Raw genomic sequence first — 15,166 nt, forward strand, 5'->3', positions numbered from 1 at the left:
GACCAGAGAACGCAGCAGGAATTTCTTGTACGGCCCGGAGGGGGCAGTTACTGCCGGCGACGCCGGAAGAAAAGTGCCACGGCGATCCCTGCCAGCCAGAAATCCTTTGCCATGGCCGTGCCCGCCGGTGTAGGTAGGATTCCATCCTCCTTGGTCATGCCGGGGGACTTTAGATACGTTGCCACGAGCCCTCCGGAAAACATGCCCAGAACCAGTCCGGCCAGTCGGGTGGGAACGAAGGGAAGCAGGATCAGGGTCCCTATCCCGATCTCGGACGCGCTCAAAAGCTTGCCGAATTTGTCTGGCTCCAACGTCCCCGCCGGGGGGATGACACGGGCGGCTGCGGCTTGAAGTCCGGCAGCGTGCTCCTGCTCCAGATGTAGTTTGCCGATCCCCGAGTTGAGAATGAAGGCCCCCGAAACCAGCCGAAGTGCCGCGTTGCCAATACTGAAACCCATGATGTATCCCTTCTTCTGCGAACACGTAGCGTAAGACTTCAGCCTAGGGTTCTGGCCTCCCGGTGGCTAGTGTCCTCTTCCGCAGTCAACTGAAATTCTGCAAGGAAGTGTACAAGAGAATCAACGGGCACAAATTGAGCCAAACGGATCAAGTTGACGCCAAAAGGTCATGCTTGGCAAAAGATACTACCGAGAAGGTGCCGCATGGGGAACCCTCGGGAGGGTAGAAGACCTCCCGTCTGGGAGTAGACCAAAGGAGATATCATGCAAGCAAGAGCATTGCTGGTAACCGGGGTGGTCGTAGCGGCCATGTTGGTTCCAGTAACGGCGGCGTCGGCCGTCGATGACGTCAACACCAACAAATTGCGCAAGTCGGTAACCGTGAGCGGAATCCTTGCGCACGAACGCGTACTTCAGCGCATTGCCAACAACAATGGCGGAACACGAGCCTCGGGGACTCCCGGCTATGCGGCGTCCGCCGACTACGTCAAGAAGCAGCTAAAAGTGGCCGGCTACAAGGTCACCGAGCAGACGTTCGAGTTCCCGTTCTACCAAGAAGTCACCCCGGCGACGCTAAGTCAGCTCTCGCCGACGCCAACTCCCTACGAGAGTGCATCCTTGCAGTACTCAGGCAGTGGATCCGTGACTGGCACAGTGGTTCCCACCACCAACGTCGTGATTCCCGCAACCCAGACACCCAGTTCGGCGTCCGGGTGCGCAGTGGCGGACTTTGTCCCCGCTTCCGCCACTGCCCCACAGGTGGCACTCATTCAGCGCGGCACCTGCAACTTTGCCGACAAGGTCGCCAACGCCATCGCGGCCGGGTATGACGCGGCAGTGATCTTCAACGAGGGCAACCCGGGGCGGACGGAGCTTCTTAGCGGTGTCACGCTCGGCGGCCCGGTGTCCATACCCGTGGTGGGCGTCAGCTACGCGGACGGAGAGGCGTTGTACGCCGCAACACTTCTCGGCCCGGTGAGCGTTGCCGTCGGCACCGACATCATCAATGAAACGCGCACCACCACAAACATCATCGCAGATTCGCCGAAAGGTAACCCCGAGAAGGCAATGGTGGTCGGTGCTCACTTGGATTCCGTGCTCGAAGGGCCAGGGATCAACGACAACGGCAGCGGCACGAGCGTGATTCTCGAGACCGCCATCCAGATGCAGAACCTGAAAATCAAGCCGCGCCAGCAAGTGCGTTTCGCCTTCTGGGGCGCCGAAGAGACTGGTTTGCTGGGCTCCACTCACTATGTGAACAGCCTCAGTGACGGGCAGCTCTCCACTATCTATGCCAACCTGAATTTCGACATGCTCGGATCGCCCAACTACGTGCGATTCGTCTATGACGGTGATGGCTCCGCCGATCCCAACGGTCTGGCAGGCCCTCCAGGATCAGCCCAGATTGAATCGGTCTTCAATGACTACTTCGCAGCGCAGGGACTGGCGAGTGCTCCGACGGCGTTCGACGGACGCTCGGACTACGGGCCCTTTATCGCCGCGGGCATCCCGGCTGGTGGGCTTTTCAGTGGAGCCGAAGGTCTCAAAACCGCCGAGGAGGCACTCAACCATGGGGGAACTGCTGGTGCTCCCTACGATGCGTGCTATCACCAGGAGTGCGACAACGCAAGCAATCTGAGCACGGCAGCGTTGAACGAGCTCGGTGACGCTGCGGCACACGCCGTGATGACCCTGGCCACCAGTAAGTCCGGGTTCTTCGAGGACGGCAGCAGGAGGGCTTCGCGCCCCGAAATCTCCGTGGACGACTTCGTTTACTGGGGTAGCGGACTCATCCGCTGACCAATGCCATGGATCCGGTCTGTCACTGCCTTGGCGGACCGGATCCATGCTGGATGTCCGGGCAGGATCCCCACGCGCAAGCTTTTGCCCTTAAACAAGTGTTGTAGCCAGTCCGGCGATCAAGGCCGCAAGCCCGAGTGAAAATGCCGCATCTGCATCGTTAAGCTGCCCGGCGTTGCTTCGATGGGCGACGGCGGAGCTGAACGCGGGTGCCGTTGCTCCGAGTTCACCGGGGGCAAAGATGTCGCTTGGGGCGTTGACGTCGTAGGCCGAGCCGAAAATGAAGGACTCCAACGCCACTATGGCGTCGATAATGCGTGCACTGCGCCAACCCGCCCGCAGGAACCCTTCCGTCACGGCCTCATACATGAGGAGGGTCTGGGGCGCATTCGTCACAGGCAGCAGGGCAATAACGGGTATCAATGGCAGGTGCGAGGAAAAGACGTCCCGGTAGGAGTGCGCCCATTTACTCACTGCCTGATCCCATGGCTGGTCTAGGAACGCCGAAACATCCACGCGGGCCATGAGCGAGTCCTCTACCAGCCGGAGCAATTCCTGCTTGGAGCGTACATGGTTGTACAAGGCGGACGGGGCAACATTCAACGATTTGGCCAGCTTTGACATGGTTAACGCCTTGTAGCCGTCACGGCTCACTAGCTTCAGTGCCGCCCGGGTGATTTGGGCAGGGCCAAGCAAGGCCAGCGGTGGCCGGCCAGCCCGGCGTCGTCCTGCCTTAGCCTTTGCGGCTTTCACCGGCACTGCCTTCAATGGCACTAAACCCTGACTCACGGCACCCTTCCTTGGTACGTTGCACGCTGGCCGGCGAAAATATTCCGGCTCCTGTCTTTACCAAACGAGTGGCGTCCGTTACAGTCTATTCTAAATGAACGTCATTCATTTAGTGAACCAGATCACCGTGAGGTTCACAAGAGAGGGAAATATGCACAACATCGAGCGCGACGTCGTCATTATCGGCGCCGGACCATCAGGGATGACAGCAGCCCACGAGCTCAAGAAATCCGGCCTCAGCGTCGCCGTCATCGAGGCCCGCGACAGGGTAGGCGGGCGCACCTGGTCTGACACCATCGACGGCGCATGGCTGGAAATCGGTGGCCAGTGGGTCTCCCCGGACCAGACGGCACTCATTGGTCTGCTTGATGAACTGGGCCTGGACACGTATTCGCGCTACCGCGACGGCGAGAGCATCTATGTGGCCCCCGACGGCACCCGCACCCGCTACACCGGCGAAATGTTCCCGGTCTCGGCGGAAACCGAAGCGGCCATGAACAAGCTGATCGACACCCTCGACGCGCTCGCAGCCCAGATGGACCCGGAAAAGCCATGGGAGCACCCGGCGGCCCGCGAACTGGACATCATCTCCTTCCACCACTGGCTGCGCACCCAGTCCACCGACGAGGAGGCCTGCAACAACATCGGCCTGTTCATCGCCGGCGGCATGCTCACCAAGCCGGCCCACGCCTTCTCCGCCTTGCAGGCAGTGTTCATGGCTTCCTCGGCAGGATCCTTCAGCAACCTGGTGGATGACAACTTCATCCTCGACAAGCGCGTGATTGGCGGCATGCAGGGCGTGTCGCTGAAACTGGCCGAAAAGTTGGGCGCCGATGTCATCCTCAATTCCCCCGCCCGCACCGTCCGTTGGAGCGAGGTCGACGGGGACTACCGTGTCACGGTGGTCAGTGACAACGCCACCGTCACCGCCAAGCGCGTGGTCATGGCCGTCCCGCCAAACCTTTACAGCCGGGTCTCCTTCGACCCGCCACTGCCGCGCCGCCAGCACCAGATGCACCAGCACCAGTCCCTGGGCCTGGTCATTAAGGTCCACGCCGTCTACGAGACCCCGTTCTGGCGCAAGGATGGCTTGTCCGGCACCGGCTTCAGCGCATCCTCACTGGTCCAGGAGGTCTACGACAACACCAACCACGAGGATCCCCGCGGCACGTTGGTGGGCTTTGTCTCCGACGAAAAGGCCGACTACGCCTTCACCCTCACCGCCGAACAGCGCAAAAAGGAAATCACCGCGTCCTTGGCGCAATTCCTGGGGGCCGAAGCGGCCGAGCCGGTGGTCTACTACGAATCCGACTGGGGCTCGGAGGAATGGACCCGCGGTGCGTACGCATCCAGCTACGACCTGGGTGGCCTGCACCGCTACGGCCCGGATCAGCTCACCCCCGTGGGCCCCATCCACTGGTCGTGTTCTGACCTCGCAGCCGAGGGCTACCAGCACGTTGACGGGGCAGTGCGCATGGGCCAGTTCACCGCGGCAAAGTTGCTCGCAGAACTGAAGTAACCCTGGTGGCCGAGCCTGCCGAGCCCCCGGACTCGGCCACCGTTCAACATTTAGTGACAACGACGTCCTAGGAGGACCCTTATGCGTTATGTAGTGGGATATACGGCCAACGCCCGTGGCGGCGATGCCGTCAATTTGGCAGTGGCTTTGGCGCGCAGACAGGGTGCTTCATTGGACCTGGTTATGGTGATGCCCCAGGATTCGCCCTACAACGGCATTTACCCGCCGGTGGCTGGTTTTGAGAGCATTCTGGAACGGCAGGTCTCACAGTGGCTCGATGAGGGCCTGGCCCTGATCCCGGACGATGTTAGTGCGACGGCGCACATTCACCGGGGCGATTCCGAGGCTGAGGCGCTCATTGAGGCGGCCGTTGAGCTGGGGGCGGCGCTCCTTATCATCGGGGCCAGCAGCACCGGCTTGTTCAAGCGATTCTCCATCGGTTCGGTGGCCAGCGCCTTGTTGCACGCTTCCACGCTGCCGGTGGTCCTAGCACCGTCGGGATACAGCCGCACCGAACCCATCACTCGTTTGACGTGTGCTGTGGGAACGCGGGCGGGCGCCGAGGATGTGCTGCGCACCGGTATTGCCATGGCCAGGCGCCGGTCGCTGCCGTTGCGCGTGGTTTCCCTGGTGGCCGAGGGCGCCGACGACGCCGAGGTCACAGTTGCGCAGGCCACCACCCATCTGCGCGAAGTTGCCGAGGTCAGCCAGGGCGTGGACGTGAGTGCCCTGGACAAGCTCGAGATCGACGTCGTGGTGGGGCGCGGACGCAGCATTGAAGAGGCCGTTGACCACCTCGACTGGGACGACGGGGAAATCCTGCTCATCGGGTCCAGCCGACTGGCGCAAAACAACTCCATTTTCCTCGGCGCCACAGCAAACAGGATATTGCGTGCCTTGCCGGTCCCCATGATCGTGGTGCCGCGCAATTACGTCCTCCAGTCCCAGGAACTTTTCCACACGACCCAGGTCCCCCTTGTTGAGACCGCGGCACCAACTGAGGTGAACAAATGACTACGTCCGAGACAGTGAGAAACGCCGCCGGTGATCATGGCCTGAGCGAAAAGGGTCTGAAAGCCGGATCGGTGGGGCTAATTGGCGCCGTCGTCATCGGTATCTCCTGCATCGCCCCCGCCTACACGCTTACGGCGGCGCTGGGGCCCACCGTCTCCGAAGTCGGCGTGCACCTGCCAGCCATCTTCCTGGTCGGATTCATCCCGATGCTGCTGGTGGCCCTGGGGTACCGCGAGCTGAACAACGCCATGCCCGACGCCGGCACCTCCTTCACCTGGGCCACACGCGCCTTTGGTCCGTGGATGGGCTGGATGGGTGGCTGGGGCCTGATCGCCGCGACTATCATTGTGCTCTCCAACTTGGCAGCGGTCGCCGTCGACTTCTTTTACCTGATGCTGGCGCAGATCTTCTCCAACCCCGAGCTGGCGGACCTGACCACGGTGCTGCCGCTGAACATCGCCACGACCTTGGTGTTCATTGCCGGGGCCTGCTGGATTTCCTATCGCGGCATGGAAACCACCAAGTCATTCCAGTACATCCTGGTGGCATTCCAGCTGCTGGTGCTGGGCTGGTTTGCAATCGCCGCCTTCGCCCATGTGTCCAATGGGACGGCCTTTGACGCCACCACCATCCAGGCCGACTGGTTTAACCCGTTCGCCGTCGAATCCTTCTCCCAGTTCGCCGCGGGCGTGTCCTTGTCGATCTTCATCTTCTGGGGCTGGGATGTGACCTTGACGATGAACGAGGAAACGAAGAACCCGAAAAAGACGCCCGGGCGCGCAGCCACCGTCACTGTTGTGGTGATTGTGATCATCTACATGGTGGTCTCGCTGGCCACGCTGTCCTTTGCCGGTATTGGCACCACCGGTTTGGGGGCCGGGAACCCGGAGAACCAGGGCAGCATCTTCGCCGTGCTGGCCGGTCCCGTCATGGGACCGTTCGCGATCCTGATGTCGCTGGCCATCCTGAGCTCGTCGGCGGCATCGTTGCAGTCAACGTTTGTCTCCCCGGCCCGGACGCTGCTGTCCATGGGCCACTACCAGGCCTTGCCGAAGAGCTTCAGCAAGATCAGCCCCACCCACAAGTCCCCGAGCTACGCCACAATCGCCGCAGCCATTGCCGCTGCAGCGTTCTACGTGATCACCCGGGTCCTGTCCGAGAACGCCCTGTGGGACACCATCACGGCCCTAGGCATGATGATCTGCTTCTACTACGGCATCACGGCGTTGGCGTGTGTTTGGTACTTCCGGGCGCAGGCATTCCACGGGGTGCGGGACTTCCTGTTCAAGTTCCTGGCCCCGCTGGTGGGTGGCGTGATTTTGCTGGTCATGTTCTTCAAGACCGCCTATGACTCCATGGACCCGGACTATGGCTCGGGATCGAACATTGCTGGGCTTGGCCTGGTCTTCATCCTGGGTGCCGGGGTGATCCTGCTCGGGGCCGTGTTGATGTTCGTCATGTACTGGCGTCACCCGGAGTTCTTCAAGGGCAAGGTGCTCAGCCGCGCCAGCCAGCCCTACAATCCCTGACCCAGCAAACATGGCCGATCCGGACCCGGTCCAAGAGGAAATGACACCGATCCCGCTTTCTGATCCCGGAATTCCGGGATCAGAAAGCGGGATCGGTGTCATTTTTGCAAGGGCTGTCTTGTGGAATCAGCCAGTGCTTAGCTCTTGGGGCGGCGCGCGGCTTCCCGTTCCTTGGCCAGCTTGGCCTCGGCGCGGGCCTTGGCGTGAACGGTGCGTTCCTCAACCAGCCACGCGGGGGGAGCCTGCAACAGCTCGGTGATCTGCGCCGTCGTCAGCGCCTCGGTGACGTCGGAACGGTTCAAACCGCCAATGGAGATATTCAGTTTCTGGGCAATGACGGCGCGGGGGTGCGGGCCATTGCGGCGCAGATCGGCCAGCCACTCCGGGGGAGTCTCCTGCAAAACCTTGAATTCCTCCCGGCTAAGCGCGTTTTCCTGGAACTCTGCGGGGGCTGCGGGCAGGTAAATGCCCAGCTTCTTGGCCGCGGTGGCAGACTTCATGGCTTGGGGGGACGGTCTAAGGCTCATCCCTCAAGGATACCGGTGATGGCGGGGTGCGTTAGGGTAAATAGGTGTCTGAACCCCGTGAACTTACAGTGACCTTTATCCCGGGCGTGACTCCCGGAAAGTGGATCCACCGCTGGGAGGACCGGATGCGGCAGGTTCCTTTGGTGGTGAACCCCGTTTCCGAAGCCCACCAGCTCGACGCCGTGCGCGCCGGGGAATCGGATTTGGCCTTTGTGCGCCTGCCCGTGGACAAGGCCGGGTTGAACGTGATTCCGCTGTACACGGAACTTTCCGTGGTGGTGGCCCCCAAGGACCACCCCATCGCCGCCTTTGAGGAAATTGACGTCGCCGAACTTGCCGACGAATACCTGCTGGCCAACCCCGACGACTTCCCCGCATGGCGTGATATTTCCACGCAGGTCAAGGACGGGACGCTTAAGCCGCTGCCGCCCATGGCGTCTGTGGAGGAAGCGCTGGACCTGGTGGAAGCCGGGCTGGGCATCGTGATCCTGCCCATGTCCGTGGCCCGCCACTTCAACCGCAAGGCACTGCGCGCCCGCGTGGTCACGGGTGTGCCGGAATCCGGGATTGGCCTCGCCTGGCTGTTCTCCGAGACGCCGCTGCCGGACGACTTTGACGCCGTCATCGAGGAATTCATTGGCGTGGTCCGCGGACGTGGCAAGAACAGTTCTCGCCAGCCGTCGGTACAGGCTAAACAGGACGCCGCACCAAAGAAGGGCGCCAAGGCCCCGGCCAAAGGAGGGGCTCCGGCGCGCGGTGGTGCCGCCAAGGGCAAGGGCGGCGCCAGCAAGGGTGGCGGAGCAAACCTTCGTGGCGGTGGCCGCCCCGGTGGCAAGGGCCGTTCGCAAAAACGCGGCCGCTGAGACTTCCGCCCACGCTGTCAGGGGCCGGGCGCGTCCTCTTGCGGCTCAGTGAGTGACTCCCGCGCCGCAACAGTTGCCGCTGTCATCTCCGCCAGGAAACGCTGCACCACGGCTAGTTCCTCGGGCAAATAATGCTTCAGTGGCTCGCTCATCGCGATGGCCAGCGGGGAAAAGAGTTGGCGCCCCACAGTGCGGGCGTGATCGGTCATGGCGAGCTGGATCTTGCGGCGGTCCGTTTCGCTGCGCTTTCTGTTGACGTGCCCCGTTTTCTCAAGGCGGTCAACCAGTGCCGTGGTGGCCGGTGAACTCAGGTTCAAGGCATCCCCGAGTTTGCCCGGGGTCATGGCGTTGTCGGCCAGATCGGGGCGAATGAGAAATCCCAAGGCATTCAGATCGGTCCTGTGCAGACCGTGCAAATACGCCGCACGTTCCACATACCTATCCGATTCCAAAGAAAATTCCCGCATGGACACCAAGAGCTGACCGTAGGGATTGCTTGCTTTCATACTCTCTATCTTCCGCCATGTTGGGACACAAAGAGCCAGAAAGAAAACTCCACTATCGAATCTCTCCATCATCGAAGTAATATGATGGCATGGATCTTATGAATTGGAAGCCCAAACGTTGGCTCAGAATTTTCCTTCCTGCTGTGTTGATCATCATCTGGCTGGCAGTTGCCGGCTTGGGAGGACCTACGTTTGGCAAGATCTCCGACGTCTCGACCAATGACCAGGCCGCCTTTTTGCCCGCAAGTGCGCAGTCGACAGCTGTTCAGGACTGGCAGTCCAAGTTTGTGGACAGCACCAGCATTCCAGCAGTAGTGGTGCTGACATCCCCGCAGGCCCTGACGCAGGAGCAGCTAGCTGAAGTTGCGGGACTCTTTGAGAAACTTGGTGCCGTCGGTGGCGTGCAAAAGCCAGTGGCGCCCCAGACAACCACCATCGCCGGGCCCATCCCCTCCAGCGACAAACTGGCGGTCGAGTTCCTGGTCCCCGTCGCCGACGTGGGCAACGTCAAGACCGTTGTGGGTGAGTTGCGGGCGGTGATTGCCGCCAATCTGCCCGCCGGCATGAGCTCGTATGTGACGGGCCCTGCCGGGCTGACCGCTGACCTGGTTAGCGCCTTTTCTGGAATAGATGGCATCCTCTTGCTGGTGGCGCTGCTGGCAGTGTTTGTGATTTTGCTGGTGGTGTACCGGTCCGTGGTGCTGCCGATCTTGGTATTGCTGACCTCCGTGGTGGCCTTGTGCGGGGCAATAGTGGTGGTCTACTACCTGGCCAAAGGGGACGTCATCAAGCTCAATGGCCAAAGTCAGGGCATCCTGTCCATCCTGGTGATTGGCGCAGCCACCGACTACTCGCTGCTGTTGGTGGCCCGGTTCCGTGAGTCCCTTCATGAGGTGCAATCGAAGTGGACCGCTCTGGGCCGGGCGTTCAAGGGCGCCTGGGAGCCCATCGTCGCATCGGGCGGGACAGTCATCTTGGCCCTGCTATGCCTGCTGTTCTCCGACCTGAATTCCAACCGCAGCCTGGGTCCCATCGCCGCCATCGGCATTTTCTTCTCCCTGCTGGCCGCATTGACGTTCTTGCCCGCATTGCTTCTCGCGTTCGGCCGTGGAGCTTTCTGGCCATTTCTACCCAAAGTTGGGCACCAGCACAAGCACAAGCACACCAGCCCGGTCACCGTCGACGGTTTAGCTGCCACCTCCGAGGGCGACGTCGCCCGTGGACTGGCAGGAATTGGTGGTCTCTGGCGCCGGGTTGGCCTGTTGATTGCCCGCAGGCCCCGGGCGACCTGGGTCCTGACGCTGGTCCTGTTACTCGCAGCCGGAACAGGAATCTTCCAATTGCAGGCCAACGGCGTCTCTCAAACACAGGTCATCCTTGGGCCGAGCAACGCCGTGGACGGACAGAAGGCGCTGGCCGCGCATTTTGATGCCGGCAGCGGAAGCCCTGTGGTGATCATCGCGGACCAAGGCAAGCAGGCCCAGGTGGCGGACGCCGTCGGAAAGGTCAAGGGCATTGCCGCCGTCAATGTCTACACAGGTGGCGGCCGGCCGGATGCCGCTGCGGCGCCGGTGGTCAGGGACGGGCGCGTGCTGATCAACGCAACGCTGGCTGACCAGGCCGATTCCGACGCGGCCGAGCAGGTAGTGCAGGATTTGCGCGCGCAACTGCCCGCCGTCGATTCCGGTGTGCTTGTGGGCGGCGTCAGTGCCATTGCCCTTGATACCAATGTCACCGCTCAGCGCGACCTGGTGAAGATTGTCCCGCTGGTGCTGGTGGTGATCTTGCTGGTCCTGATGCTCTTGCTGCGCTCGATCGTGGCACCGCTGGTCCTAATCGGCTCGGTGGTGCTCTCCTATGGCGCCGCCATGGGTATTTCGGCGATTGTTTTCAACCATGTATTCGGCTTCCCCGGAGCGGATGCCACGGTGCCCCTATTTGGCTTTGTTTTCCTCGTGGCTCTCGGCGTGGATTACAACATTTTCCTTATGACCCGTGTGCGCGAGGAAGCCAAGATTATGGGGACCCGGGCCGGCGTGCTGCGTGGTCTTGGCAAAACCGGCAGCGTGATTACCTCGGCAGGTGTGGTGCTGGCGGCTACCTTTGCGGCACTGGGGGTTATTCCGCTGCTATTTTTGGCTCAACTGGCCTTCATCGTTGCCTTCGGCGTGCTGCTGGACACCGTGGCGGTGCGTTCGCTGCTGGTCCCGGCGCTCTCCTACGATATCGGCCGGCACCTGTGGTGGCCCTCCCAACTGGGCCGTGAGCGGAAGGAAGTGGAATCATAGTGGCATGAGCTCCTATGACGCTGTCACCACCAGTTCCATGCCTATGCCGACGGCGGAGAACCCCCGGGTTCCCCGTCTGGCAAACGTTCCGGCGTTTACCGAGTACATGAGCAAGGGGTGGGATTCCCCCGACCGGACCCCGCCCGTGGTTGCCGGTGCGGCTGCTGCAGCGGGGGCGCACCGCGCACGGATCTCAGAGGTCTTCCGCGGCCAGACCCTAATTGTTGGCGCAGGCACCGCGCCGGTGCGCAGCCATGACACCTACTATGACTTCCGCCCGGATTCGGACTTTTACTGGCTGAGCGGTGCCGCCATCGACGGGGCCGTCCTGGTCATGACGCCGTCTGCTTCCGGCCATGACGCCACTTTGTACATCCCGGCACCGTTCTACGCTGACAACCCCGAATTCTTCACCAACGCCGCCCACGGTGAAATGTGGGTGGGTGCCGCGCCCGATTTCCCCGACTGGGCAGCCGCGCTCTCCCTCGTGGTCAAGCCCCTGGGCGAGCTCGACGGCGGTGTGATCGCCGCGATGCGGGCAGGCTCCGCCACGCTGGGTGCCGGCAAGTTGCCCGCGGGGCTGGTTTCGCGCCACGGGATCGACGCCGGCATCGCCCTGGGCCGCGAGCTGTCCACGCTGCGCATGGTGAAGGACGATTGGGAGATCGCCCAGCTCCGCGAGGCCGTGGACCACACGATCGACGGCTTTGCAGCCGTGGTCCGCGAGGTTCCCACCGCCATCAGGAAGGGTGGTGAACGCTGGCTGCAGGGCACCTTTGACCGGCATGCCAGGACCTACGGAAACGGCGTTGGCTACGCCACCATTGTGGGCAGCGGCAAGCATGCCCCCACCCTCCACTGGGTGCGCTGCGACGGCCCGGTCCTCGAGGACAAGGTCCTGTTACTGGACATGGGCGTGGAGACGAGAAGTTTTTACACCGCCGATGTGACCCGTACCTTCCCCGGGTCGGGCACCTTCAGCCCCATCCAGCGCCAGGTGCACGACCTGGTGGAGAAGTCCCACAGGGCGGGCCTGGCCCAGGTGGGCCCGGGCAAGTTTTTTGCCGATTTTCATGAGGCCTGCATGGAGGTCATCGCCAACGGCTTGAATGACTGGGGCCTGCTTCCTGTCTCCGTCGACGAGGCGCTGTCCCCGAATGGCCAGCACCACCGCCGCTACCTCGTGTGCGGGGTGGGCCACCACCTGGGTCTGGACTGCCACGACTGCGGCCAGTCCAGCTACGAAAGCTACCAGGGCGCCCCCATGGTGCCCGGCATGGTCCTCACCGTGGAGCCGGGCCTGTACTTTCACGATAACGATCTCACGGTGCCTCCGGAATTGCGCGGCATCGGCGTGCGTCTCGAGGACGACATCGTGGTGACGGCCACCGGATCGGACGTCATCTCCGACGCGCTGCCCTTGGACGCGTCCGGCATTGAGGCCTGGATGAAGATGGCCATCGCGAGGTAGGGGCTCGGTATTCACGGCGAAGGAAGTAAATGTTTCGCTAGGGTCTCGATTGGCACCGGCGGGGGAAATACTGTTGACAGGCCCACCGTGACATGTCATATTTTACTGACATACGAAGTGTGACCTATCTGACAGCGGTTGATGCAAAAGGTTCCCCACGGTGCGTTGCGTATTGCTATTTGTCACGTCAAAGGAGATGCAGGCAATGAAACTTCGAATTCCCAAAGTAGTGACCATCGCCGCGGTTGCGGCAACCATTCTGGCCACCACGGGGTGCGGCGGTATTCTGGGCGGCAACGACACCAAGACCTCCGATTCCGGCCCCATCAAGATCGCGGCCGTCATCCCGCTCTCCGGCTCCAGTGCCCCCACCGGCGTGTACATGAAGAACGGCATGCAGATGGCAGTTGATGAGATCAACGCCAAGGGCGGCGTGCTTGGCCGCCAGCTCCAGTTCGACGCCGAAGATGAGGCCTGTGATCCCACCCAGGCCGCGGCAGCCGCCAACAAGGCCGTGTCCAACGGTGCCGTGATCTCCGTGGGCGGCTACTGCTCCGGTGCCACCTTGCCGACCCTGCCCATCTTCTCGAAGGCCAACATTCCCATGATCATCCCGGCAGCTAACTCGCAGGAGCTGGTGAACCAGAAACTGCCCAACGTGTTCCTGATCAACGGCACCGGCACCCAGCAAGCCGCGGCGGCCGTAAAGTTCATGATCAAAGATGGCGTGAAGAGCGTGGCCCTTGTTGATGACAACACCAGCTATTCCAAGGACATCGCCGCCCAGACCAAGAAGGACCTGGAGGCCGACGGCGGAGTGAAGGTTGCGCTGGCCACCTCGGTTACGGCTGGGGAAAGCGACTACTCCTCGGTGGTCCACGACATCATGGGCGCCAACCCGGACATGCTGTACTGGACCGGCTATTACCAAGAAGGCGGGCTGATCATCAACCAGCTGAAGGCTGCCGGATACAAGGGCAAGATAATGGTGGCTGACGGCAGTGTTGACGCCTCCCTGATCGAGATTTCCGGAGGCACCAACGCTGACGGCGTGTTTGCCACCATGACCCAGACACCGGACACCATCAAGGGTGCCGAGACCTGGATCGCCGACTACACCAAGAAGTTCGGCAGCGCCCCCGGACCGTACTCAACCCAGTCCTACGACGCTGTTCGCGTGGCAGCCGAGGCCATCACCAAGGCAGGCAGCACCGACGGCACCAAGGTCATTGCGGCACTGGAGGGCATTGACGGTTTCCAGCTGTTCTCGGGCCCGTTGAAGTTCACGCCGGAACACACACTCACCAACGGCGGCTTCCAGATCCTGGTGGTCAAGGGCGGGAAGTTTGTGCTCCAAGACACCCTGAGCTGAGGCAAGTCTCGCCCCACGCCCCGTCTCGCGCGGCGTGGGACCGGCGCTTCAGGCTTGGCAGCTGGCGGGCCCGTGCCCGCCAGCCGAGCCTTTCTTTAGCAATCTGTACGACTCTTGAGTCAAGGCGGGACGGCATGACACAGCTAATCTGGAACGGCCTCTTTGTGGGTTCGTTTTACGCACTGATCGCCTTGGGCTATTCCATGGTTTATGGCATCATCAAACTCCTCAACTTCGCCCATGGTGACATTTACATGCTGGGCGCCTTCATCGGCTTCGCCACCCTAAGCTCCTTCGGGGTCATCCCGGCGTCCATGTCCATCACAGCACTGCTGATAGTGCTGCTGCTGACCATGATCATCACCGGCGGCATAGGCGTCGGCATTGAACGCCTGGCCTACCGGCCACTGCGCAACTCGCCGCGACTCGCGGTCCTGATCACCGCCGTCGGCGCCTCCTTCACCCTGGAATATGGTGTGAGCGCCATCGCCGGGCCCAACCCCAAGGTGTTCCCGGTACGCCTGCAAGGCGAGACCTTCGACGTCCTGGGCGCACGGATCTCGGCCCCCCAGATCGTGCTCATGGCCATAGCCATCCTGCTCATGCTGGGGCTGAACTCCTACATCCAGCGCACCTCCATGGGGCGGGCCATGCGCGCCATTGCCCTGGATTCCAAGGGATCGCTGCTGATGGGTATCAACGTCAACAAGGTCATCACCTGGACCTTCTTCATCGGCTCCGCGCTTGCCGGGGCGGCCGGTGTCATGGCGGGGGCCTACTACGGCAAGATCGACTTCCTTATGGGCTTCATCATTGGCCTGAAGGCCTTCACGGCCGCCGTCATTGGCGGCATCGGAAACATCAAGGGCGCCATGCTGGGCGGGTTGCTGCTGGGTCTGCTTGAAGCGTTTGGCTCACAGTGGCTCGGCGGGGAATGGCGGGATGTCTTCACCTTTGCCGTACTCATCGCGTTCCTGACGTTGAAACCAACAGGTCTGCTGGGCGAACGTGTAACGGAGCGTGTTTAGAA

Annotated in this window: 13 protein-coding genes; 9 read left to right on the plus strand and 4 right to left on the minus strand. The window is 62.0% G+C overall.

What is annotated here, in order from left to right; genetic code table 11:
- Positions 1–47: 47 nt before the first annotated feature.
- Entirely contained in the window at positions 48–458 is a 411-nt protein-coding gene (locus AOC05_RS16050; protein WP_062008291.1) for a hypothetical protein, read from the minus strand.
- A gap of 264 nt (positions 459–722) precedes the next feature.
- Between AOC05_RS16050 and AOC05_RS16055 the strand changes: the two genes are divergently transcribed.
- Positions 723–2,258: a M20/M25/M40 family metallo-hydrolase gene (locus tag AOC05_RS16055; RefSeq protein WP_062008293.1), complete on the plus strand. Its 1,536-nt coding sequence runs from the start codon at positions 723–725 to the stop codon at positions 2,256–2,258.
- 90 nt (positions 2,259–2,348) lie between these two features.
- On the opposite strand, the gene AOC05_RS16060 is transcribed toward AOC05_RS16055, so the two are convergent.
- Positions 2,349–3,047 (minus strand): TetR/AcrR family transcriptional regulator, encoded by a 699-nt coding sequence (locus AOC05_RS16060; protein WP_230085402.1) that lies wholly within the window; start codon positions 3,045–3,047, stop codon positions 2,349–2,351.
- A gap of 151 nt (positions 3,048–3,198) precedes the next feature.
- Here AOC05_RS16060 and AOC05_RS16065 point away from each other — a divergent pair, with 151 nt between their 5' ends.
- The 3 genes from AOC05_RS16065 (at position 3,199) to AOC05_RS16075 (ending at position 7,109) form a co-directional block, all read left to right on the plus strand.
- Positions 3,199–4,566 (plus strand): flavin monoamine oxidase family protein, encoded by a 1,368-nt coding sequence (locus tag AOC05_RS16065; RefSeq protein WP_062008295.1) that lies wholly within the window; start codon positions 3,199–3,201, stop codon positions 4,564–4,566.
- Positions 4,567–4,647: 81 nt separating this feature from the next.
- Positions 4,648–5,580, plus strand: coding sequence for a universal stress protein (locus AOC05_RS16070; protein ID WP_082358034.1), 933 nt, complete (start codon positions 4,648–4,650; stop codon positions 5,578–5,580).
- Positions 5,577–7,109, plus strand: coding sequence for an APC family permease (locus AOC05_RS16075; protein WP_062008297.1), 1,533 nt, complete (start codon positions 5,577–5,579; stop codon positions 7,107–7,109). Before AOC05_RS16070 ends, AOC05_RS16075 begins: the two co-directional genes overlap by 4 nt.
- 137 nt (positions 7,110–7,246) lie before the next feature.
- Here AOC05_RS16075 and AOC05_RS16080 read toward each other — a convergent pair whose 3' ends face one another.
- Entirely contained in the window at positions 7,247–7,609 is a 363-nt protein-coding gene (locus AOC05_RS16080) for a DUF5997 family protein (protein ID WP_186759640.1), read from the minus strand.
- 71 nt (positions 7,610–7,680) lie between these two features.
- Between AOC05_RS16080 and AOC05_RS16085 the strand changes: the two genes are divergently transcribed.
- Positions 7,681–8,499 carry a substrate-binding domain-containing protein gene (locus AOC05_RS16085; protein WP_062008301.1) on the plus strand — a complete coding sequence of 273 codons (819 nt, stop codon included), beginning with the start codon at positions 7,681–7,683 and terminating at the stop codon, positions 8,497–8,499.
- A gap of 17 nt (positions 8,500–8,516) precedes the next feature.
- Here the strand turns inward: AOC05_RS16085 and AOC05_RS16090 are convergent, their stop codons facing one another.
- The gene (locus AOC05_RS16090) at positions 8,517–9,005 is read right to left on the minus strand and encodes a MarR family winged helix-turn-helix transcriptional regulator (protein WP_062008303.1); all 489 of its coding nucleotides are present in this window, start codon (positions 9,003–9,005) and stop codon (positions 8,517–8,519) included.
- Positions 9,006–9,094: 89 nt separating this feature from the next.
- Here AOC05_RS16090 and AOC05_RS16095 point away from each other — a divergent pair, with 89 nt between their 5' ends.
- The 4 genes from AOC05_RS16095 to AOC05_RS16110 all read left to right on the plus strand — a co-directional run bounded on the left by AOC05_RS16095 (position 9,095) and on the right by AOC05_RS16110 (position 15,164).
- On the plus strand, positions 9,095–11,293 hold the full coding sequence (locus AOC05_RS16095; protein ID WP_062008305.1) for an MMPL family transporter: 2,199 nt from the start codon (positions 9,095–9,097) through the stop codon (positions 11,291–11,293).
- Between the two features lie 4 nt (positions 11,294–11,297).
- Positions 11,298–12,764 (plus strand): aminopeptidase P family protein, encoded by a 1,467-nt coding sequence (locus AOC05_RS16100; protein WP_231687130.1) that lies wholly within the window; start codon positions 11,298–11,300, stop codon positions 12,762–12,764.
- 205 nt (positions 12,765–12,969) lie between these two features.
- Entirely contained in the window at positions 12,970–14,136 is a 1,167-nt protein-coding gene (locus tag AOC05_RS16105) for a branched-chain amino acid ABC transporter substrate-binding protein (protein WP_062008307.1), read from the plus strand.
- Between the two features lie 134 nt (positions 14,137–14,270).
- Complete coding sequence (locus AOC05_RS16110) at positions 14,271–15,164, plus strand: branched-chain amino acid ABC transporter permease (RefSeq protein WP_062008309.1); 894 nt, start codon at positions 14,271–14,273, stop codon at positions 15,162–15,164.
- Positions 15,165–15,166: the final 2 nt, after the last annotated feature.

This window comes from Arthrobacter alpinus, assembly GCF_001294625.1.
Lineage (GTDB): Bacteria > Actinomycetota > Actinomycetes > Actinomycetales > Micrococcaceae > Specibacter > Specibacter alpinus_A.